This is a genomic window from Streptomyces sp. NPDC001744, from assembly GCF_042892575.1.
In the GTDB taxonomy this organism is placed as follows: Bacteria; Actinomycetota; Actinomycetes; order Streptomycetales; family Streptomycetaceae; genus Streptomyces.
Map to the genome: position 1 here is coordinate 1 of NZ_JBIAUG010000005.1, position 21,454 is coordinate 21,454.

General features: G+C 74.8%; 17 protein-coding genes and 1 pseudogene. 9 read left to right on the forward strand and 9 right to left on the reverse strand.

Annotation, left to right across the window (positions count from 1 at the left end):
• Positions 1-690: 690 nt before the first annotated feature.
• Positions 691-1,731 (reverse strand): GlxA family transcriptional regulator, encoded by a 1,041-nt coding sequence (locus ACFYZY_RS07955; RefSeq protein ID WP_388690650.1) that lies wholly within the window; start codon positions 1,729-1,731, stop codon positions 691-693.
• A 76-nt stretch (positions 1,732-1,807) separates the two neighbouring features.
• On the opposite strand from ACFYZY_RS07955, the gene ACFYZY_RS07960 reads away from it, so the two are divergent.
• A complete protein-coding gene (locus ACFYZY_RS07960; protein WP_388690653.1) occupies positions 1,808-2,404 on the forward strand; it encodes a cysteine hydrolase family protein in 597 nt (198 codons plus the stop codon).
• A gap of 16 nt (positions 2,405-2,420) precedes the next feature.
• On the opposite strand, the gene proC is transcribed toward ACFYZY_RS07960, so the two are convergent.
• The 3 genes from proC to ACFYZY_RS07975 all read right to left on the reverse strand — a co-directional run bounded on the left by proC (position 2,421) and on the right by ACFYZY_RS07975 (position 4,269).
• A complete protein-coding gene (gene proC, locus ACFYZY_RS07965; protein WP_388690655.1) occupies positions 2,421-3,230 on the reverse strand; it encodes a pyrroline-5-carboxylate reductase in 810 nt (269 codons plus the stop codon).
• A 120-nt stretch (positions 3,231-3,350) separates the two neighbouring features.
• Positions 3,351-3,875 carry a hypothetical protein gene (locus ACFYZY_RS07970; protein WP_388690658.1) on the reverse strand — a complete coding sequence of 175 codons (525 nt, stop codon included), beginning with the start codon at positions 3,873-3,875 and terminating at the stop codon, positions 3,351-3,353.
• 58 nt (positions 3,876-3,933) lie between these two features.
• Positions 3,934-4,269 carry an SH3 domain-containing protein gene (locus tag ACFYZY_RS07975; protein WP_388691320.1) on the reverse strand — a complete coding sequence of 112 codons (336 nt, stop codon included), beginning with the start codon at positions 4,267-4,269 and terminating at the stop codon, positions 3,934-3,936.
• Positions 4,270-4,436: 167 nt separating this feature from the next.
• On the opposite strand from ACFYZY_RS07975, the gene ACFYZY_RS07980 reads away from it, so the two are divergent.
• Positions 4,437-6,632 (forward strand): PQQ-binding-like beta-propeller repeat protein, encoded by a 2,196-nt coding sequence (locus ACFYZY_RS07980; RefSeq protein WP_388690661.1) that lies wholly within the window; start codon positions 4,437-4,439, stop codon positions 6,630-6,632.
• 85 nt (positions 6,633-6,717) lie between these two features.
• Here ACFYZY_RS07980 and ilvD read toward each other — a convergent pair whose 3' ends face one another.
• The 3 genes from ilvD to ACFYZY_RS07995 form a co-directional block, all read right to left on the reverse strand.
• On the reverse strand, positions 6,718-8,571 hold the full coding sequence (gene ilvD / locus ACFYZY_RS07985) for a dihydroxy-acid dehydratase (protein ID WP_388690664.1): 1,854 nt from the start codon (positions 8,569-8,571) through the stop codon (positions 6,718-6,720).
• A 201-nt stretch (positions 8,572-8,772) separates the two neighbouring features.
• A complete protein-coding gene (locus tag ACFYZY_RS07990; RefSeq protein WP_388690666.1) occupies positions 8,773-9,609 on the reverse strand; it encodes a sugar phosphate isomerase/epimerase family protein in 837 nt (278 codons plus the stop codon).
• 136 nt (positions 9,610-9,745) lie between these two features.
• Positions 9,746-10,678, reverse strand: coding sequence for a Ppx/GppA family phosphatase (locus tag ACFYZY_RS07995; protein ID WP_388690669.1), 933 nt, complete (start codon positions 10,676-10,678; stop codon positions 9,746-9,748).
• A gap of 154 nt (positions 10,679-10,832) precedes the next feature.
• On the opposite strand from ACFYZY_RS07995, the gene ACFYZY_RS08000 reads away from it, so the two are divergent.
• Positions 10,833-11,591: a hypothetical protein gene (locus ACFYZY_RS08000; protein ID WP_388691323.1), complete on the forward strand. Its 759-nt coding sequence runs from the start codon at positions 10,833-10,835 to the stop codon at positions 11,589-11,591.
• A gap of 30 nt (positions 11,592-11,621) precedes the next feature.
• Here the strand turns inward: ACFYZY_RS08000 and ACFYZY_RS08005 are convergent, their stop codons facing one another.
• Positions 11,622-13,415 (reverse strand): hypothetical protein, encoded by a 1,794-nt coding sequence (locus ACFYZY_RS08005; RefSeq protein WP_388690671.1) that lies wholly within the window; start codon positions 13,413-13,415, stop codon positions 11,622-11,624.
• A gap of 242 nt (positions 13,416-13,657) precedes the next feature.
• Here ACFYZY_RS08005 and radA point away from each other — a divergent pair, with 242 nt between their 5' ends.
• Positions 13,658-15,061, forward strand: coding sequence for a DNA repair protein RadA (gene radA, locus ACFYZY_RS08010; RefSeq protein WP_388690674.1), 1,404 nt, complete (start codon positions 13,658-13,660; stop codon positions 15,059-15,061).
• Between the two features lie 379 nt (positions 15,062-15,440).
• Positions 15,441-16,565 carry a DNA integrity scanning diadenylate cyclase DisA gene (disA, locus tag ACFYZY_RS08015; protein ID WP_388690677.1) on the forward strand — a complete coding sequence of 375 codons (1,125 nt, stop codon included), beginning with the start codon at positions 15,441-15,443 and terminating at the stop codon, positions 16,563-16,565.
• 72 nt (positions 16,566-16,637) lie between these two features.
• Here disA and ACFYZY_RS08020 read toward each other — a convergent pair whose 3' ends face one another.
• Positions 16,638-17,546: a hypothetical protein gene (locus tag ACFYZY_RS08020; protein ID WP_388690679.1), complete on the reverse strand. Its 909-nt coding sequence runs from the start codon at positions 17,544-17,546 to the stop codon at positions 16,638-16,640.
• A gap of 222 nt (positions 17,547-17,768) precedes the next feature.
• On the opposite strand from ACFYZY_RS08020, the pseudogene ACFYZY_RS08025 reads away from it, so the two are divergent.
• The 4 genes and pseudogenes from ACFYZY_RS08025 to ACFYZY_RS08040 form a co-directional block, all read left to right on the forward strand.
• Positions 17,769-18,431, forward strand: a pseudogene (locus ACFYZY_RS08025) (phosphatase PAP2 family protein); the annotation flags it as partial.
• A gap of 410 nt (positions 18,432-18,841) precedes the next feature.
• Positions 18,842-19,777 carry an A/G-specific adenine glycosylase gene (locus tag ACFYZY_RS08030; RefSeq protein ID WP_388690682.1) on the forward strand — a complete coding sequence of 312 codons (936 nt, stop codon included), beginning with the start codon at positions 18,842-18,844 and terminating at the stop codon, positions 19,775-19,777.
• A gap of 252 nt (positions 19,778-20,029) precedes the next feature.
• Positions 20,030-20,602, forward strand: a complete 573-nt coding sequence (locus tag ACFYZY_RS08035; RefSeq protein WP_388690684.1) for a SigE family RNA polymerase sigma factor — start codon at positions 20,030-20,032, stop codon at positions 20,600-20,602.
• Complete coding sequence (locus tag ACFYZY_RS08040; protein WP_388690686.1) at positions 20,590-21,408, forward strand: hypothetical protein; 819 nt, start codon at positions 20,590-20,592, stop codon at positions 21,406-21,408. Before ACFYZY_RS08035 ends, ACFYZY_RS08040 begins: the two co-directional genes overlap by 13 nt.
• Positions 21,409-21,454 lie beyond the last annotated feature (46 nt).

The following is a 21,454-nucleotide window of genomic DNA, read 5'->3' on the forward strand; positions in this document are numbered from 1 at the left end:
GCACGCCGCCAGCGTTCGTCCTGAGCCAGGATCAAACTCTCCGTGAATGTGTACCCGTAATCGGGTGAAACACTCGCGTTGAGCGGGACAGCCAGACCGGAATAAGGCCGGCTGCCCACAGCGTCCTCGCTGTGTGTGCCACCCCGGCAAAGGGATGGACTTGATTTTTCAAAGGAACCTCGACCAACCGGGCAGACCCGGCCGGACGGGGTATCAACTAATCTGGCGTTGATTTTTGGCACGCTGTTGAGTTCTCAAGGAACGGACGCTTCCTTCGTACTCACCCTCATCGGGCTTTCCTCCGGGCTTTTCCCTTCGGTCTTGCGTTTCCGACTCTATCAGATCTTTCCGATCCGATTTCCCCGGTGCTTTCCGGTCCCATTCGCTTTCGCTCCGGGCCCTTCCGGCGGTTCCGACTCTATCAGATCCTTTCGGCGTCTGATTCCCGGTCAGCGGGAGTTGTCTTTCCGGCTGTTGGGCCGTTCCGACGAGTGAGACTTTAGCGGATTCCCCGCCTCCGACGCTAATCGGGGGCCTGCGCCCAAACCTTCGAACGCGGATTCCTCATTTCGCAAAAGCTCACGGAAAACACGACGGCGCGGCAAAGCACTGTCGGCTTCTGGGGGTCTTGCGGAATGGTTGTCCGGGGCCGACCGGGGTCGGTGCTCACGTCGGACAACTCGGAGAACACTACGGAGACCGGTATGCCGTGTCAACCTCGGTCCGGGAGGCCCGGTGGCGGAAGGCGTTGCGGTAGTCGCGGGGGCTGGTGGAGAGGTGGGAGGCGAAGTGCTGGCGCATGGTGACCTCGCTGCCGAAGCCCGCGCGGCGGGCCACCTCGGGGAGGGGGTGGTCGGTGCGTTCGAGGAGCTTCTGGGCGGCGGCCACGCGCTGGGCGACGAGCCAGTGCAGAGGCGTGGTGCCGGTGGTGGCCCGGAAGTGGCGCGCGAAGGAGCGGGGGGACATGCCGGCGAGGGCGGCCAGGCTCGCGACGGTGTGGGGCTCGTCGAGGCGGGCGAGCGCGTGGGCGCGTACGGCGGCGAGGGCGTCGGCGTCGCGGTCGGCGCGGGGGGTGGGGCGCTCGATGAACTGGGCCTGGGTCCCCGTACGGAAGGGAGCCGTGACCATGGAGCGGGCCACGGTCGCCGCCGCTTCCGCGCCGTGGGCCGTACGGACCAGGTGGAGGCAGAGGTCGATGCCCGCCGCGGTGCCGGCCGAGGTCCAGATGCCGGAGTCCTCCACGTAGAGGGCGTCGGGTTCGACCCGTACGGCCGGGTGGCGGGCGGCGAGGGTCCCGGCCAGGTGCCAGTGGGTGACGGCACGGCGGCCGTCGAGGAGTCCGGCGCGGGCGAGGACGAAGGCGCCGGCGCAGAGCGAGGCGACCGGGACGCCGGCGGAGTGGGCGCGGCGGAGGGCGTCGAGGACGGGGGCCGGGAAGTCGGCGTCCGGGTCCTCGATGCCGGGGACGACCACCAGGTCCGCGGAGGTGAACCCGTCCAGCCAGTCGAGCGGGCGGTCCGGGGCGAGGGAGAGGCCGCCGCGCAGGGGAACGGGGGTGCCCGGGTCGGCGGCGGCGCGGTGGAGCGCGAACGGGGGGACACCGCGGAGGGTGCGGTCGCTGCCCCAGACCTCGGTGATGACGGCGACGTCGAAGGCCCGGACGCCCGGGAAGGCGAGGAGGGCGACGCGCTGGGGGCGGGTCCGCGTGGGCGACGGCGTGGACGGCGGCATGGGTGGCAGTAAACCATCGATCAGTGGCATGCGGCCTTCTGGGAAGGAGCCGGGGGGCGGCGGCAGGATCGGGACCATGGAGATCACCGAGAACGCCGCGCTGGTTGTCGTCGACGTGCAGAAGGGCTTCGAGGAGGAGCACTGGGGAAAGCGGAACAACCCGGCCGCGGAGGAGAACATCGCGGCACTGATCGACCTGTGGCAGGAGACGGGCCGTCCGGTCGTCTTCGTGCGGCACGACTCCGCGGAGGGGTCGCGGTCGCCGCTGCGGTCCGGATACGAAGGAAATGACTTCAAGGACTTCGTGGCGGAGCGGCGGGGGAAGGGGAGCGGTCCGGAGCTGCTGGTCACGAAGTCCGTGAACTCCGCCTTCTACGGGGAGCCGTCCCTGGACGCGTGGCTGCGGGGACGGGAGATCGGGCAGATCGTGATCGTCGGCATCCAGACGAACATGTGCAACGAGACGACGGCCCGGATGGGCGGGAACCTCGGGTACGACGTGGTGTTCCCGCTGGACGCGATGCACACCTTCGGCCTGGAGGGGCCGCACGGCTGGGAGGCGAGCGCGGACGAGCTGACGCGGGCGACCGCGATCTCCCTGCACGGGGGAGGGTTCGCGAAGGTCGTGACGGCGGAGGACGTGCTGCGGGGGGCGTCCGCCGGGGCCCGGTGACCCCGGCGGGGACGGGTCAGCCGTTGCCGGAGGCCAGCTCGCGGCTGCGGTCGCGGGCCGCTTCGAGCGCGGCGATGAGGGCGGCCCGTACGCCGTGGTTCTCCAGCTCGCGGATGGCGCTGATGGTGGTGCCGGCCGGGGAGGTGACGGCCTCGCGGAGCTTGACCGGGTGCTCGCCGCTGTCGCGGAGCATCACGGCGGCGCCGATGGCGGCCTGGACGATGAGGTCGTGGGCCTGGGCGCGGGGCAGGCCGAGGAGGATGCCGGCGTCGGTCATGGCCTCGACCAGGAAGTAGAAGTACGCGGGGCCGGAGCCGGAGAGGGCGGTGGCGGCGTCCTGCTGGGACTCGGGGACGCGGAGGGTCTTGCCGACGCCGCCGAAGATCTTCTCGGTGTGGGCGAGGTGGTCGGGGGTGGCGTGGCTGCCGGCCGAGAGGACGGACATGCCCTCGTCCACCAGGACCGGGGTGTTGGGCATGACCCGGACGACGGGGGTGCCGGGGGTGAGGCGGTCCTCGATGAAGGAGGTGGGGATGCCCGCCGCCGCGCTGACAACCAGGTGGCCGGTGGTGACGTGCGGGGCGAGTTCCTCCAGGAGGCGGCCCATGTCCTGGGGCTTGACGGCCAGGATGAGGGTGTCGGCGCGCTCGGCGGCCTCGGCGTTGGTGACGGTCTCGACGCCGTAGCGGGTGCGCAGTTCGTCGGCGCGTTCGGCGCGGCGCGCGGTGACCAGGAGGTTTCCGGGGCGCCGGCCGGCGCGGATCATGCCGCTGAGGAGCGCTTCACCGATCTTGCCGGTGCCGAGGACTGCGACGGTCTGGGTCATGGCTCTGTTCACCTCGCCGGAGGGGGTACGGGGCGTCATCCTCGCACCGGGGCCGTACCGGTGCGGCGGGTGTCCGAGGGGCGGTCAACGGCCGGCCGGGGCGGCGGGAGGGGGACGGGGTCAGCCGCGCCGGGGCTTCCTGCGGGCGGACGGGTTGCCCGCGCGGGAGGAGCGGCGCTTCTCGTACCGGGCGAGGGCCGCCTCGTACTCGGCGCGGCGCAGTCCCTCGCCGGGGGCCTCGGTCAGGCAGCGGACGCCGTACGCGAGGAGCGAGCCGACGAAGCCGATCGTCCTCAGGCTGCGCAGGGAGTCCTCGCGGGCCGGGTCGTCCGGGCGGCGCCGGAAGCCCTCCCAGGTCGCGCGGCAGGCGAGGGCGCTGCAGACCGCGAACATGACGATCACCAGGCCCTCGACGAAGCCGCCGGTGTCCGCGATCCGCAGCCCCTGGAAGGCGAAGCGCAGCACGAGGCAGGCCGCGACGGCGGTGGCGAACGAGCCGGCGGCCAGGCCGGCGCGGCGCAGCGCGTAGTGGCCGTCGTGGTCGACCCAGGTCGTGCCGAAGAAACGGATCTCCTCGGGCCGGGGGCCGCCGGTCGTGCCGTCCGCCGTGCGGGCCGTGCGGGGGTTCTGCTCGTCGTCGCTCACGGAACCGATTATCCCGGTCGTGCCGGTCGCCCCGGTCGTCCCGGAGCGCCGGGGCGGGTCAGGCGCAGCGCGGTGCCACGAGCCCGTCGCTGCCCGTGCGCACGTACGCGTCGGAGACGTACTCCCCCGGCGCGACGCAGTCCCAGATCCGTGTGGTGCCGTACGGGCCGGTGATCCACTCGCCGTACTTCTGGCAGGAGATCGCCACCGTGGCGCCCAGGGGCAGCGAGCGGACGATCGGGTACTGGGTCCCCGGGCCCGACCGCACGTTGACCCGGTAGCCCGGCGCGACCGGGTAGCGGGTGGTGCTCGCCGCCGTGACGGTCGCGGTCGTCACGGCGGCCGCCGTACCGTCCGACGCGTCCTTCGTGCCCACGGCGTCCATGCCGTCCATGGCGTCCATCCTGGTCCTCCCCCTTGGCGCACAAGCGCTCCGCCGAGTCTCACTCTCCGCGACGCGCAGGCTAGCAAGCCCCACCGACATCGGAGGCACCATCGACTAGGCTCCGTCGCGTCGCGCACGCGGGCGCGACGCGACGGGGAATCACACGGGGGTGGGCGATGCCACCGTTGCGCGGTACCGGTGCCGGCCGGGAGGACCGGGAGGCGGAGGAACCCGAGTACGCGGGGGACTACCGCCTCCAGGCGTGTCTGGGCTCCGGCGGCATGGGCGTCGTGCACCTCGCCTCCTCGGCCTCGGGACTGCGGCTCGCGGTCAAGGTCGTGCACGCGCGGTACGCGGAGGACCCGGAGTTCAGGGCGCGTTTCCGCCAGGAGGTGGCGGCCGCCCGGCGGGTCAGCGGCGCCTTCACCGCACCGGTCGTGGACGCCGATCCCGATGCCGTGCGGCCCTGGATGGCGACCCTCTACGTCCCCGGTCCCACCCTCGCCGACCAGGTGAGGCGGAACGGCCCCCTGTCCCCCGCCGAACTGCGCCGGCTCACGGCGGGGCTCGCGGAGGCGCTGCGCGACATCCACCGCGCCGGGGTCGTCCACCGGGACCTCAAGCCCAGCAACGTCCTGCTCACCGACACCGGTCCCAAGGTCATCGACTTCGGCATCTCCCGGCCCGTCGACAGCGACCTGCGCACCGAGACGGGCAAGCTCATCGGCTCGCCGCCGTTCATGGCGCCCGAGCAGTTCCAGCGGCCGCGCGAGGTCGGGCCGGCGGCGGACGTCTTCGCGCTCGGCTCGGTCCTGGTGCACGCGGCGACCGGGCGGGGCCCGTTCGACTCCGACAGCCCGTACGTCGTGGCGTACCAGGTCGTCCACGACGAGCCCGACCTGACGGGCGTGCCGGAGGAGCTGGCGCCGCTCGTCGCGCGCTGCCTCGCCAAGGAGCCCGCCGAGCGGCCGGACCCGGCCCAGATCATGCGGGCGCTGCTGCCGCCCTCGTACGCGGCGGAGGCGTTCATACCGGCGCAGCGGCGGCGGCCCGTCCTGCCGGAGGCCGGGTCCGGGGGCGGCCGGGACGACGGCGGGCCGTCCCCGGCGGGCGCGTGGGACGCGGACACGCCGGTACGGGTCTCCGCGCCGGCCGTGCCCCGCCGGCGCGGGCGGTTCCGGCCGCGCCCGACGATCGCCGTCGCCGCCGCGCTCGCGCTCGCCGGGGCCGGCCTGTACGCGACGCTGAGCCCGTCGGCGGACAGCGAGCGCGTGGCTCCGCCGCGCCCGGACGAGGTGGCCACCTCCTTCGCGGGCTGGCACACCACGCTCCGGACGCACGGCCCCGCGTCCGCTCCCGCCTGCGGGGACGGCGGGGGCGCGCTGTACTGCGCGGCCCGGGGCGTCGGCATCGCCCGGCTCGACCCCGTGACGGGGAAGGTCCTCTGGTCGCGGGCCGCGCCCGTGGAGGAGGAGGCGCCCCGCGCGCCCGTGCTCCTCGCGGACGGGCTGGTCGGCGCCGCCGCCCCGACGGGTCCGCTGCGGGCGTACGCGGCCGGGGACGGCGCTCCGGGGTGGACCGCCCGCGCGGACCGCCCCGAGACGTACCGGCCGGCCGGGTCCGCCGTCGTCCTGGCCGACGGCACCGGCGGCGTCCGGGCCGTCGACGCCCGGAGCGGCGCGGTGCTGTGGCGGCGCGTCCCGAGCGGCTTCCGGGTGCCGCGCCCGGGTCCGTACGACGCCCGCTCCGGTCTGCTCGCGGTCTCCGAGACCTCGGCCGACGGGACGCGCACGCGCGTGGGCGCGCTCAGGCCCCCGACCGGGGAGGTGGTGTGGCGGCGGGACCTGGCGGGCGACCTCGACCCGCTGGGGCACACCGGGGACGGTTCGCCGGTCCTCGCCTCCCGCCGCAGGGACGGGTCGGTGGACTCCCTCGTCCTGCTGGACGCCGGCGGCGGGGCGGCCGGTCCCGTGCGCAGGCTCGCCCTGCCGCACCGGTTCGACCTCCGGGGCGCCGCCGTGCGCGGTGCCGTCGTGTACCTGCTCGACGCGGGCGGCCACCTGACCGCCTTCGACACCGCCGCGCGGAAGGGGCGGGCGCTGTGGGACCTGGAGACGGCGGCGGGGAACGTCTCGGAGCCGGTCCTCGGCCCCGGCGACCGCCTGTACTTCTCCGTCCAGGACGGGCGGCTGCTCGCCGTCGACACCGCGCGCGGGGCGCTCGCCGGCCAGACCCGGCCGCGCCTGCTGGACGGGCGGCTCGGGTACGCGTCCCTGGTGCCCGCGCCGCTGGCCGCCGGGGACCGGGTGTTCGGGACGGCGCCGGACGGTTCCGTCTTCGCGGTGGACGCGCGCGACCCGGCCTCCTGGTGAGCGTCCGGCCCGGGACCGGCGGGCCGGAAACGCGCGGAGGGGGAGCGGGTCCGGGACCCGCTCCCCCTCCGTACGCGCGCGGGGCTCAGCCCAGCTTCGTCACGTCCCGGACCGCGCCCTTGTCGGCGCTGGTCGCCATCGCCGCGTAGGCCCGCAGCGCCGCCGACACCTTGCGCTCGCGGTTCCTGGGCGCGTACACGCCGCCGAGGGCCTCGCGGCGGGCCGCGAGGGTGGCGTCGTCGACGAGGAGCTCGATCGAGCGGTTCGGGATGTCGATGCGGACGCGGTCGCCGTCCTCGACGAGCGCGATCGTGCCGCCCGAGGCGGCCTCCGGGGAGGCGTGGCCGATGGAGAGGCCCGAGGTGCCGCCGGAGAAGCGCCCGTCGGTGACGAGGGCGCAGGTCTTGCCCAGGCCCCGGCCCTTGAGGAACGAGGTGGGGTAGAGCATCTCCTGCATGCCGGGGCCGCCCTTGGGGCCCTCGTAGCGGATGACGACCACGTCGCCGTCCTTGACCCGCTTGTTCAGGATCTTCTCGACGGCCTCCTCCTGCGACTCGCAGACGACGGCCGGGCCCTCGAAGGTCCAGATGGACTCGTCGACGCCGGCGGTCTTCACGACGCAGCCGTCGACGGCGAGGTTGCCGCGCAGGACGGCGAGGCCGCCGTCCTTCGAGTAGGCGTGGGCCACGTCGCGGACGCAGCCGTTCGCCGCGTCCGTGTCGAGGGTGTCCCAGCGCTCGGACTGGGAGAAGGCGGTCGCCGAGCGGACGCAGCCGGGGGCCGCGTGCCACAGCTCGACGGCCTCCTCGGAGGGGGAGCCGCCGCGCACGTCCCAGGTCTCCAGCCACTCCTTGACGGAGCGGGAGTGGACGGAGTGGACGTCCTCGTCCAGGAGGCCCGCGCGGTAGAGCTCGCCGAGGATGGCCGGGATGCCGCCCGCCCGGTGCACGTCCTCCATGTAGTACGTGCGGTCCTTGGCGACGTTCGGGGCGACCTTGGCCAGGCAGGGCACGCGGCGCGAGACCTCGTCCATGTCGGTCAGGCCGTAGTCGAGCCCGGCCTCCTGGGCGGCGGCGAGCAGGTGCAGGATCGTGTTGGTGGAGCCGCCCATGGCGATGTCGAGGGCCATGGCGTTCTCGAAGGCCCCGCGGGTCGCGATCGAGCGCGGCAGGACGGAGGCGTCGTCCTCGTCGTAGTACCGGCGGGTGATGTCGACGACCGTGCGGGCCGCGTTCTCGTACAGCGCCCTGCGGGCGGTGTGGGTGGCGAGCACCGTGCCGTTGCCGGGGAGGGAGAGGCCGATCGCCTCGGTCAGGCAGTTCATCGAGTTGGCGGTGAACATGCCGGAACAGGAGCCGCAGGTCGGGCAGGCGTTCTCCTCGATGCGGGCGATGTCCTCGTCCGAGACGTTCGGGTTCACCGCGTCGGAGATCGCGTCGACCAGGTCGAGCGTGCGGACCGAGCCGTCGACGAGCGTGGCGCGGCCGGACTCCATCGGGCCGCCGGAGACGAAGACCGTCGGGATGTCGAGGCGCAGGGCGGCCATCAGCATGCCGGGGGTGATCTTGTCGCAGTTGGAGATGCAGATGAGGGCGTCGGCGCAGTGCGCCTCGACCATGTACTCCACGCTGTCCGCGATCAGGTCGCGGGAGGGCAGGCTGTAGAGCATGCCGCCGTGGCCCATCGCGATGCCGTCGTCGACGGCGATCGTGTTGAACTCGCGGGCGATGCCGCCGGCGGCGGTGATGGCCTCGGAGACGATCCGGCCGACCGGCTGGAGGTGGGTGTGGCCGGGGACGAACTCCGTGAAGGAGTTGGCGACGGCGATGATCGGCTTCCGGCCGATGTCCGCGCCGGGTACACCGGAGGCGCGCATCAGGGCGCGTGCGCCCGCCATGTTGCGGCCGTGGGTGACAGTGCGGGACCTCAGCTCGGGCATCGTCGCTCGCTCCTCGTGACGGGTGTGCTTGCTTCCGAGCGTACGCCGGTGGACCAAGATCCGGACAGGTCGTCCGCATGCCGGACGGGCCGTCCGCCTTCCGGCCGGGTGCCGCGGGGGCGCCCGGGCCCCCGGGTCACGGTCGCTCGGGGGCGGCGGACCGCCCGCTCCCGGCTCCGTGCCGGGACGGGCCCGGACCGGTCACGGGCGCGGGGTCCGGGAGGGGCGGTCCACGGGGGAGGCGAGGTGGAGACGGGTGAAGGCGAGCGCTTCCGCGAGGTCGGCCTCGCGTTCGGCGGCGGACATCGCGCGGCGGGTGTTGACCTCGATGACGACGTGCCCGTCGAAGCCGGTGACCGCGAGGCGTTCGAGCAGTTCGGCGCAGGGCTGGGTGCCGCGCCCGGGGACCAGGTGCTCGTCCTTGGCGGACCCCTTGCCGTCGGCGAGGTGGACGTGGCCGAGCCGGTCGCCCATGCGGTCGATCATGGCGAGGGCGTCGGTGCGGGCGGTCGCGGTGTGCGAGAGGTCGATGGTGAAGTGCCGGTAGTCGTCCTTGGTGACGTCCCACTCGGGGGCGTACGCGAGCATCTCGCGGTCCTTGTACCGCCACGGGTACATGTTCTCGACGGCGAACCGGACGGGGGTCTCGTCCGCCATCCGCCAGATGCCGGTCACGAAGTCCCGGGCGTACTGGCGCTGCCAGCGGAACGGGGGGTGCACGACGACCGTGGAGGCGCCGAGCTTCTCGGCCGCCGCCCGCGCGCGCTGGAGCTTGACCCACGGATCGGTGGACCAGACGCGCTGGGTGATGAGGAGACAGGGGGCGTGCACGGCCAGGACCGGGACCCCGTGGTAGTCGGAGAGCCGGCGCAGCGCCTCGACGTCCTGGCTGACCGGATCGGTCCACACCATGACCTCGACGCCGTCGTAGCCGAGGCGCGCGGCGATCTCGAAGGCCGTCGCCGTCGACTCCGGGTAGACCGAGGCCGTGGACAGGGCGACCTTCGCATCCGGGACGCGCACCACTGGTTCTGCCACCTGGACAGGGTACGGGGCGGGGCCGGGGGGCCGCGGGGGGCCGGGGGGTGGTTCCGGTCACGCCGGGGGACGCGCGCGGGGCGCACGGCGGCCGGGAGGCCCCCGCCGTACGCGCGCGGGGCCCGCACCCGTCCCGCTACGCCTCCGGCAGGTGGTCCAGGCGGCGCAGGATGACGCCCTCGCGGAGGGCCCAGGGACAGATCTCCAGTTCCTCCACGCCGAGGAGGTCCATCGCGGCCTCCGCCACGAGCGCGCCCGCGAGGAGCTGGGAGGCGCGGCCCTCCGAGACGCCCGGCAGGGCCGCGCGTTCGGCGGTGGTCATCCCGGCGAGGCGCGGGACCCACTCCTCCAGGGACCGGCGGGACAGGAGCCGCTGGACGTGGAGGCCCTCGCCCGAGCCGGGGGCCCCGGCGATCCTGGCCAGCTGCTTGAAGGTCTTGGAGGTGGCGACGACGTGGTCGGGGCGGCCGGAGCGGCTGAACCCGCCGACCGTACGGGCGATCCGCGCGCGCACGTGGCGGCGCAGCGCCTTCACGTCGGCGCTGTCGGCCGGGTCGCCCGGCAGCCAGCCGGCGGTCAGCCGGCCCGCGCCGAGCGGCAGGGAGACCGCCGTGTCCGGGTCCTCGTCGATGCCGTACGCGATCTCGAGGGAGCCGCCGCCGATGTCGAGGAGGAGCAGCCTCCCCGCGGACCAGCCGAACCAGCGGCGGGCGGCGAGGAAGGTGAGCCGGGCCTCCTCCTCGCCGGTGAGGACCTGGAGGTCGACGCCGGTCTCGTCCCTGACCCGGGACAGGACGGCGTCGGCGTTGCCGGCCTCGCGCACCGCGGAGGTCGCGAACGGCAGCAGCTCCTCGCACCCCTTGTCCTCGGCGGCCTGGAGGGCCTCCCGGACGGTCGCGACGAGCCGCTCGACGCCGCCGGGCGTTATCGCGCCTTCCGCGTCGAGGAGTTCGGCGAGGCGCAGTTCCGCCTTGTGGGAGTGGGCGGGCAGCGGGCGGGCGCCGGGGTGCGCGTCCACCACCAGGAGGTGCACCGTGTTCGAACCGACGTCGAGGACTCCGAGTCTCATGGACGGAACGCTACTGCGCGCGCCGCATACGCTTGACGGCGTGCCAAAGACGAAAAAGGCGAAGCAGGACAAAGACAGCGTCGGCGTCCGGGACGCGAAGGCCGGCGGGGCGGCCGGGGCCGCGAAGGGCGCCGGGAAACGGGGCGGGAAGGCGGTGCCGGACGAGAAGGGCCTGGACTTCGCGCGGGCGTGGGTCGAGTTCCCCGACCCGGCCGACGAGGAGCAGGTCTTCCGCTGCGACCTGACCTGGCTGACCTCGCGCTGGACGTGCGTCTTCGGCAGCGGCTGCCAGGGCATCCAGGCGGGCCGGGCCGACGACGGCTGCTGCACGCTGGGCGCGCACTTCTCCGACGAGGACGACGAGAAGCGGGTCGCGGAGCACGTGGCCCGGCTCACTCCGGAGCTCTGGCAGTTCCACGACGTCGGCACGGAGTCGGGCTGGGTGCAGCTGGACGAGGACGGCGACCGGCAGACCCGCCGCTGGGAGGGGTCCTGCATCTTCCAGAACCGCCCCGAGTTCGCGGGCGGCATGGGCTGCTCGCTGCACATCCTGGCCCTGAAGGAGGGCCGGGAACCGCTGGAGACCAAGCCGGACGTGTGCTGGCAGCTGCCGGTGCGCCGGACGTACGACTGGATCGAGCGGCCGGACGACACCCGGGTCCTCCAGGTGTCGATCGGCGAGTACGACCGCCGGGGCTGGGGGCCGGGCGGCCACGACCTGCACTGGTGGTGCACCTCGGCCACGTCGGCGCACGGGGCGGGGGAGCCGGTCTACGTCACGTACCGGCCCGAACTGACCGAGATGATGGGCGAGGAGGCGTACGCGGTCCTGGCCGGGCTGTGCGAGGCCCGGCTCGCCTCGCAACTGCCGCTGGTGGCCCCGCACCCGGCGGACCCGGTGCGCCCGGTCTGATCCCCGCGGCGGGGACGGCCCCGCCGCCCCTCACGGCGAGAGCGCCGGGGCCGGTTCCCCGGCCGGGGGCGGGGTCGTGCCCGGGTCCGTGGTCGCCGGCGGGGGCTCCTGCGTGGTCGGCGGCGGGCCGGTCGGCTCCGTCGTCGCCGGCGGCGGGGTCGTGGCGGGCGGTTCGGTCGTCGGGGGCGGGGTGGTCGGCTCCTCCGTCGGGGGCGGCGGTGTCGTGGGCGGCCTGGTCGGCTCCGTCGTCGCCGGCGGGGGGTCCGCCGGCACCGGGGGCCGGGGGAAGCCGGGCGCGGGCCCGGCGGCGCGGGGCGGCTCGGCCCGGCCTGAGCCGTCGATGCGCACCACGGCGCCCGAGGGGTTCACCCCGATCCGCGCGCTCCACGCGCCCGCGGGCTCGCGGGCGTGGTCGACGCGGACCGCGACCGTGACCGTCTCGCCGGGGCGCAGGGTGCCGGAGGCGCGGCTCACGTAGAGCCAGGGCGCGTCGGTCCACAGGGCCCATCCGACGGGCGAGCCCCCGGCGGCGGTGAGCGTCAGGAGGGTCAGGTCGCCGTGGCCGCGCGCGCCGACCGTGATCCAGCCGGGGGCGGGTGCGCCGGGCCGCGACGGCTCCCCGGTGCCGGTGGGCCCGCCGGGGCTGACCACCTCGACGGAGACGTCGGGGGCGCGGCTGCCCCGGGTGAAGCGGGGCTCGGGGGTGTCCCGGGCGTTGCCCGCGTTCTCGTACCGGTCGTACGGGCGCCCGCCCGGACCCGTCTCCTCGCCCGTCTCGGCCGCGCTGACCCCGCCCCCGCCGTGGGCGCTCGTCCCGGCGGTGTCCCGGTAGGAGGTCCACAGGGCGAGGACGGGGGCGGCGACCACGGCCGCGACGACGGTGGTGGTCACGGCGCGGGCCCGCATCCGGTCGCGGCGGGCCGCGTGGTCCTTGGGGTCGAGGGGGAAGCCGGTCGGCGCGAAGCGCGGGGCGCCGCCGCGCGCGCGGGGCACGTGCGCCGCCGCCGGGTACGCGGCGGCCCGGGGCGCCTCCACGAGCGGCAGCCGGCCCGGGGGGAGGGACGAGGCGCCGGGCCAGGGGCCCCCGGCGCCCACGCGCTCGGCCGCGCGGCGGCAGCGGGGGCAGTCGTCCACGTGCCGGACGAGTTCGGCGCGCAGGACGGACGAGAGCAGGACGCGGTGGTCGCCGGTGAGCCGGGCGACGGTGGGGCAGCTGCCGGTCTCCACGACGGCGAGGGCGGCGCGGGTGCGTTCGACCTCGCAGGAGGCGGCGGCGAGGAGTTCGCGGGCGGCGAGCGGGTCGAGGGAGAGGACGGCGGCGATCTGGCGGTGGCTGAGGCCGTGCCGTACGGCGAGTTCGAGCGCCTCGCGCTGCTCGGGCGTGGTGCCGGCGGCCTCGGGCCAGGCCAGGAGGGCGAGTTCGGCGCGGTGGCGGGCGGCGGTCTCCTCGGAGACCCGGGGCGGTTCGGGCGGGGTGACGGCGGGGCGGCCGGTGTGGGCGCCCTGGCGCTTGCGGCGCTGTTCGCCGAGGCTGCGCAGACAGGCCCAGCGGGTGAGGGCGTACAGCCAGGCCGTGCGGCCGTCCTCGTCGGAGGGACAGCGGGCCCGGTGGCGTTCGGCCGCGGCGAGGGCGTCGCCGAGGACGGCGGTGGCCGTGTCGTGGTCGCAGAGCACGGAGAGGCAGTACGTGAAGAGGCCGTCGAGGACGTCTTCGTAACGGGCGGGGGACCGCCGGCCGAGCGTGCGCGGTCCCTGGTCCGTGGTGCGGTGCGCCCGGTGTGCGCCGGTGGTGCGTGCGGGGGATTCCAGCCTGCTGCTCGTCACCGGTCGACCCTAGGCAGGACGGAGGGCACTTTTCGTACCGGTCGCGCACTTCTCATCCTTACGGGTGAAGGTATCGCTCGAAAGGGGACAGGAATCCGGTATTCCGTGGACGGGCGGGGTCCGGGGCGCACGAGAGCCGAGAGGGCGGAGGCGGCGCCGCCGCCGGCCTCCCCCGGCGCCGGGCGGGAGCGGCGCCGGGGACGGACGGCCCGTTGTCGGTGGCGGCGGTTACGGTGGGGCGCATGGCTGCCCGTACGAAATCCACCAAGGACCGTCCGTCCTACCGCTGCACCGAATGCGGCTGGCAGACGGCCAAGTGGCTCGGCCGCTGCCCCGAGTGCCAGGCGTGGGGGACGGTGGAGGAGTACGGCGCGCCCGCCGTCCGCACGACCGCCGCGGGCCGGGTGTCCGCCGCCGCCGTCCCCATCGGGCAGGTCGACGGCCGGCAGGCGACCGCCCGCTCGACCGGCGTGGACGAGCTGGACCGGGTCCTCGGCGGGGGCCTCGTGCCCGGCGCCGTCGTGCTCCTCGCGGGCGAGCCGGGCGTCGGCAAGTCCACCCTGCTGCTCGACGTGGCCGCCAAGGCGGCGAGCGACGAGCACCGCACCCTCTACGTCACCGGCGAGGAGTCCGCGAGCCAGGTCCGGCTGCGCGCCGACCGCATCCACGCGCTCAGCGACCACCTGTACCTGGCGGCCGAGACCGATCTGTCGGCCGTCCTCGGCCATCTCGACGCCGTGAAGCCGTCGCTCCTGATCATGGACTCGGTGCAGACCGTCGCCTCCCCCGAGATCGACGGCGCGCCCGGCGGCATGGCGCAGGTCCGCGAGGTCGCGGGCGCCCTCATCCGGGCCTCCAAGGAGCGCGGCATGTCCACGCTCCTGGTCGGCCACGTCACCAAGGACGGGGCCATCGCCGGACCCCGGCTCCTGGAGCACCTGGTGGACGTCGTCCTGAGCTTCGAGGGCGACCGGCACGCGCGCCTGCGTCTCGTCCGGGGCGTGAAGAACCGGTACGGGGCGACCGACGAGGTCGGCTGCTTCGAACTGCACGACGAGGGGATCACCGGGCTCGCGGACCCGTCCGGACTCTTCCTGACCCGGCGCGACGTGGCGGTGCCGGGCACCTGTCTGACCGTCACCCTGGAGGGGCGCAGGCCGCTCGTCGCCGAGGTGCAGGCCCTGACGGTGGACTCCCAGATCCCCTCCCCGCGCCGGACCACCTCCGGCCTGGAGACCTCCCGCGTCTCGATGATGCTGGCGGTCCTGGAGCAGCGCGGCCGGATCAGCGCGCTGGGCAAGCGGGACATCTACAGCGCGACCGTGGGCGGGGTGAAGCTCACCGAGCCCGCCGCCGACCTGGCGATCGCGCTCGCGCTCGCCTCCGCCGCGAGCGACACCCCGCTGCCGAAGAACCTGGTGGCGATCGGCGAGGTCGGTCTCGCGGGCGAGGTCCGGCGGGTGACGGGCGTCCAGCGCCGCCTCTCGGAGGCGCACCGCCTGGGCTTCACCCACGCCCTGGTCCCCTCCGACCCGGGGAAGGTCCCGCCGGGCATGAAGGTGACGGAAGTGGCGGACATGGGCGACGCGCTGCGGGTCCTGCCGCGCGGCCGGCGCGCGAAGGCGCCGGAGGCCGTGGAGGGGTAGGGCGCACCGGGCCGGTCCCGGGAAGGGCCGCCGCCGGGGCGGCCCCGGGGGAAGCGGGGGAAGGGCCGCCGGGCCCGGTCCGGAGGGGCCGGGAAGTCCTCCCCGAGGACCGCTCCGGAGGGTTCGGCAAGGTCCTTCGGGGCGATTCCCGGGCACGCGGCGGGGTCCTCCGGGGCAACCCCAGGGGGCCCTGGGGGGTCCTTCAGGGCAACCCCGCAGGGTCCGGCGAAGGATCCTCCGGGAAGGAGAGGGGTGGGGTCCGCCCCGGAGCGGGAACCCCTTTCCGACCGCCCGCGATCGGTCGGGGGCGGAGGACGGCTGGGTGGTGTCGCTAGACTTTGCCCTGGTCTCGCCCATCCGTACGAGCCGGAGGAGTGCAGTGGCAGCCAAGGACGGGGCAGCAGCTCCCGGAAAGTCCGGCGCGGGCTCCGGCAACGAAGCGCTGATGCGCGCCGCCCTGAGCGCGGTCGCGCCGGGCACCGCCCTGCGCGACGGCCTGGAGCGGATCCTCCGGGGGAACACGGGCGGGCTCATCGTGCTCGGCCTGGACAAAGCGGTCGACTCGATGTGTACCGGCGGTTTCGTGCTGGACGTCGAGTTCACCTCCACGCGCCTGCGGGAGCTGTGCAAGCTCGACGGCGCGCTCGTCCTGGACAAGGACATCACCAAGATCCACCGGGCGGGCGTGCAGCTGGTCCCGGACGCCTCCATCCCCACCGAGGAGACCGGCACCCGCCACCGCACCGCGGACCGGGTCTCCAAGCAGTGCAACTTCCCCGTCGTCTCCGTCTCCCAGTCGATGCGGCTGATCGCGCTGTACGTGCACGGCGAGCGCCGCGTCCTGGAGGAGTCGGCCGCGATCCTGTCCCGCGCCAACCAGGCGCTCGCGACCCTGGAGCGGTACAAGCTCCGGCTGGACGAGGTGGCGGGCACGCTCTCCGCCCTGGAGATCGAGGACCTGGTCACGGTCCGGGACGTCACCGCCGTCGCCCAGCGCCTGGAGATGGTCCGCCGGATCGCCACCGAGATCGCGGAGTACGTGGTCGAACTCGGCACCGACGGACGGCTCCTCTCGCTCCAGCTGGACGAGCTGATCGCGGGCGTGGAACCGGAGCGCGAGCTGGTGATCCGGGACTACGTGCCGGAACCCACGGCCAAGCGCTCGCGGACGGTCGCGGAGGCGCTCACCGAGCTGGACGCGCTCACCCACACCGAACTGCTCGAACTCCCGGTCGTGGCACGGGCCCTCGGTTACAGCGGCTCGCCCGAAACCCTCGACTCGGCGGTCTCGCCGCGCGGTTACCGCCTCCTCGCGAAGGTGCCGCGGCTGCCCGGCGCGATCATCGAGCGTCTCGTGGAGCACTTCGGCGGACTGCAGAAGCTCCTCGCGGCCAGCGTGGACGACCTCCAGGCCGTCGACGGCGTCGGCGAGGCCCGCGCCCGCAGCGTCCGCGAGGGCCTGTCCCGGCTCGCGGAGTCCTCGATCCTGGAGCGGTACGTCTGACGGGTCCGCGCGCGGCGGGGACCACCGGCCGGGCGCCGGCGCGCGCCCTCGCGGGAGCGCGGCCGGACGCCGTCAGTCCTTGGCGAGCGTGAACGAGACCGGGAGGATCCTCACGCCCGGCATCGTGGCCTCCACCAGGTAGGTGCCGGGGCCGACCCGGCCCGCCGGAGCGGTGGCGCACTGCGGGGCGCTGCGCACGCGGTCCCACTCCACGGTGTGGGTGACGGTGGCACCGGCGGGGATCCGCAGCAGGACCGGGTCGCCGGGGCGCGGGCAGTGGGCGGAGGACCAGATCTCGCCCTGCTTGTCGACCGCGCTGATCGTCAGGACCGCGTTGCGCGGCCCGAGGTCCGCCTTGCAGGTGGTGTCCGAGGTGTTCCTGGCGACGAGACGGAAGCGGGGCTCCTCGTCCGCCTCGTAGGAGACGTCGACGGAGCCGAGCGTCAACCGGAGCGCGTCGGCGGGGCAGTTGGGGAGCGGGGAGTCCGCCGGGACCCGCTGTCCCGCGCCGGTGCCCGCGCCGCCGTCGCCGCCCGCGCCGTCGGTGTCGCCGTTCTTGCCGGCCGTACCGGTCGTACCGGCGTCCGCGGAGCCCGTGCCGCCGTTCGCACCGCCCGCGCCCGTATCGCCGGAACCCGTACCGGCGTTCGCGCCCGCGCCCGTGCCGCCCGAACCGCCGGTGCCCCCGTCTCCGCCGCCGGTGCCGTCACCGGAGGAGCCTCCGGTCGCGCCCGACTCGTCGCGCCCGCCCGGCTGTTGGGTGATCACCGGGCCCGAGCCCGAGGGGCCGGGAGTGATCGAGGGCGGCGTGGGCGACGAGCCGTTGGCCGAGTCGTTCGGCTTCTTCCCGCCCCCGCCCGCGGAGGTGACGACCCATACGGTGAGCAGGGCGAGGAGCGCCACCAGGCACAGCGCCACCGCCCTCCGTCGCCAGTAGATGGTGGAGGGAAGCGGCCCGACCGGATTGCGCAAAGATCCCACGCCCCGAACCTTACGAGAGAACCGGCCCAACTCCCGCCCCACCCGCCGCCCGAGACCCCAAGTTTTGCCGATGATCACACCCGTCTCCCGGGAACTTTTTCCGGTGCCCCATCCGAAAAGGGAAGAACCGCAACAAATTGTCGCACCCGGTTTCCACCGGGGACCGCTCCGCCCCCGGGCCCGGGGGCGGAGCGTCCCGGATCCCGGTTAGCGTCGTCCCCCATGAACACCCTCCTCGGCTTCTCCGAGCGCCTGTATCTCGACGTCTCCGGCTTCGCCCACTCCACCCCCCACTGGTTCCAGTGGCTCGCCGAGGTCTGGACCGAGGCCGGACTCCTGCTCTTCGGCGCGCTGTTCCTGGCCGGCTGGTGGCGCTCGCGCGAGGGAACGGAACGGGCGATGACGCTCGCGCTGCTCGCCCCGCTCGCCACCGCCTTCGGCTACGTGGTGAGCGAGGCGCTCAAGTCCCTGATCGACGAGGAACGTCCCTGCCGGGCGGTCTCCGGAGCACCCGTCCCGCTCGTCACCTGCCCGCCGTACGGCGACTGGTCCTTCCCCAGCAACCACTCGGCCATCGCGGGCGCCGCCGCGATCGCGCTCGCCCTGTCCTGGCGCGGGATGGCCCGGTTCACCGTGCCGATGGCGCTGCTCATGGCCTTCTCCCGGGTCTTCGTCGGCGTGCACTACCCGCACGACGTGACCGTGGGCCTGCTCCTGGGCGCCCTCGTCGCCTTCCTGGTGATGCGGGGGGCGGCGCGGCCGGTGGAGTCCCTGGTGAGGACGGCCCGGTCGAGCCGGAGCGCGGCGGTGGTGTGGTGCGCGGGACGGGGCCCCGGGGCGGCGGCCCCCGCGCCCGCCGCGCCCCGCGCGGCCGGTCACGCCGCCGGCCCGTCGTACGACAACGGCCCGGCGTCGTACGAGGGCGGTCCGGCGTCGTACGACAACGGCCCGGTGCGGTACGAAGGCGGTCCGGCGCGGTACGACGCCCCGTCCCCGCACGCCCCGGCCGATCCGCACGCGGCGGCCTCCCCGTACGCCTCGCCCTCTCCGTACGCCCCGGCCGCCTCCGCCGGCCCGTACGCTCCCGGCGACCCGTACGCCTCCCCCGCCTCGTACGCCTCCCCCGCCTCGTACGCCCCGGGCGCCCCCGTCGATCCGTACGCTCCCGCCGATCCGTACGCCCCCGGCGACCAGGCCGGTCCCGGTCCGCAGGGGCCTTCCGGTCCCGGGTGGGACCGGCGCGCCCCGGGCGGCTCGTACTGATCTCCCCGCGGTCGTGTCAGGATCGGAGGGCCATGACTTCCATCGACGCTCCCTCCGTCTCCGGGTCCCCCGCCGTCCCGGGGGTCCCCGCCGACCCCGCCGCGCTGCACCGGCCCGTCCTCGCCTGGTTCGACCAGCACGCCCGCGACCTGCCCTGGCGCCGCCCCGAGGCCGGTGCCTGGGGCGTCATGGTCAGCGAGTTCATGCTCCAGCAGACCCCGGTCGTCCGGGTCCTCCCGGTGTACGAGCGGTGGCTCGCGCGCTGGCCCCGCCCCGCCGACCTGGCCGCCGAGGCCCCCGGGGAGGCGGTCCGCGCCTGGGGCAGGCTCGGCTACCCGCGCCGGGCACTGCGCCTGCACGCGGCGGCCGTGGCCATAACGGAACGCCACGGCGGGGACGTCCCCACCGACCACGGGCAGCTCCTCGCGCTGCCCGGCATCGGCGAGTACACCGCCGCCGCGGTGGCCTCCTTCGCCTACGGGCAGCGGCACGCCGTCCTGGACACCAACGTGCGCCGGGTCTTCGCGCGGGCCGCGACCGGCGTCCAGTACCCGCCGAACGCCACCACGGCCGCCGAGCGGCGGCTCGCCCGCGCCCTGCTGCCGGAGGACGAGACGACGGCCTCCCGCTGGGCCGCCGCCTCCATGGAGCTGGGCGCGCTGGTGTGCACGGCGAAGAACGAGGACTGCGGACGCTGCCCGATCTCCGGGCAGTGCGCCTGGCGGCTCGCGGGGAAGCCGGCGCACGAGGGCCCGCCCCGGCGCGGTCAGACGTACGCCGGGACCGACCGGCAGGTGCGGGGCCGGCTCCTCGCCGTCCTGCGGGACTCGACGGATCCGGTGGCGCAGGGGGTCCTGGACGCGGTCTGGGACGAGCCGGTGCAGCGGACCCGGGCCCTGGACGGCCTGGTCGCGGACGGTCTGGTCGAGCCGCTGGAGGGCGGCTTCTACCGCCTGCCGCTCTCCTGAGACCGCGCCGTCGCCTCCCGGAGCGGCGGGGGCCCGCCGCTCCGGAGCCGGCGTCCGCCGGTGTTCCGGAACAACCTCATCCACTGTCCCGGGGACCCCTCGTCCAAACCTCTTCCGTCCCGGCTGTTACACAACCGATGGACAGCCGTGCGTCCACCGACGGCTGCCCCGCACAGCCCCGTGACAACCGCTCCGTAGCGTCGTCCACGACACGAGGGACCAGCAGGACACGGGGAACGGGAGGCGGTTCGGATGAGGCACGGTGAGGTGCTCGATTTCGAGGAGTACGTACGGACCCGGCAGGACGCCCTGCTGCGCAGCGCCCGCCGCCTCGTGGCCGACCCGGTCGACGCCCAGGACCTCCTCCAGACCGCCCTGGCCCGTACGTACGGCCGCTGGGACGGGATCGCCGACAAGTCCCTCGCGGACGCCTACCTGCGCCGCGTCATGATCAACACCCGTACCGAGTGGTGGCGTTCCCGCAAGCTCGAAGAGGTGCCGACCGAGCAGCTGCCCGACGCGAGCGTGGCCGACGCCACCGAGCAGCACGCCGACCGGGCCCTCCTCATGGACATCCTGAAGGTGCTCGCCCCCAAGCAGCGCAGCGTCGTCGTCCTGCGCCACTGGGAGCAGATGAGCACGGAGGAGACGGCGACGGCGCTCGGCATGTCGACCGGTACGGTGAAGTCGACGCTCCACCGGGCGCTCGCCCGGCTCCGCCAGGAGCTGGAGAGCCGTGACATCGACGCCCGGGCCCTGGGGCGGACCGGGGAGCGGACGGGCGTACGAGGGGACGAAAGGGGTCGGGAGCGGTGCGCGGCCTAGACGACGGAAGAGACGACGGCGGAAGCCGCAGTGCCGGAGGGGACGGTGCCGGGCGGGACGACGAGGGCTCCGGCGGCGGTTTCGGCCCCGGGGCCCGCTCCGGCGACGGCCCCGGCCGCGCCCCCGGGGACGGCGGGGACCGGCTCCCGGACGGGCGCGGCCACCGGCGTCGTACCGTGAAGGCGGCGGGTGCCACGGCGACGGCCGGGATCGTCGCCGTCGGCCTGTCCCTGGCGGCCTGCTCCAGCGGCGGCACCGGCTCCCGCGACGAGGGAGCGGCGCGCACCGACGGGATCACCGCGGCCGCCCCCTCCTCGTCCCCGTCCGCCACCGGCCCGCGGGCGGCCGACCGGGTGGACCCGGTCAAGCTGCTCAAGTCCGACCCGAAGATCGGCGAGCGGTTCAAGGCGGACCTGAAGCCGTGCTCCGCGCGCTCGTACCCGGTGGACACCTCCTACGGGAACCTCACCGGCGCCCCCGCCCCCGACGTCGTCGTCAACGTGATGACCTGCGGCGACGCCATCGGCATCGGCACGTACGTCTACCGCAGGCAGAGCGACCGGTACGAGAACGTCTTCATGGTCGAGGACGCGGCGGTCTACGCCACGATCGACCGGGGCGACCTCGTCGTCACCAAGCAGGTGTACGCGAAGGGCGACCCGGTCGCGTACCCCTCGGGCGAGGACGTGGTCACCTACCGCTGGACGGGGAACCGGTTCACCCAGCACGACTGGGTGCACAACGACTACAGCCGGTCGGCCGGGGGCGCCGAGGCGCCCGCCCCGGCCGAGCCCCACCCCAGCTGAGCCGTACGCCGAGCACACCGACTCCGGGAGCCCGCCCCAGGAGAAC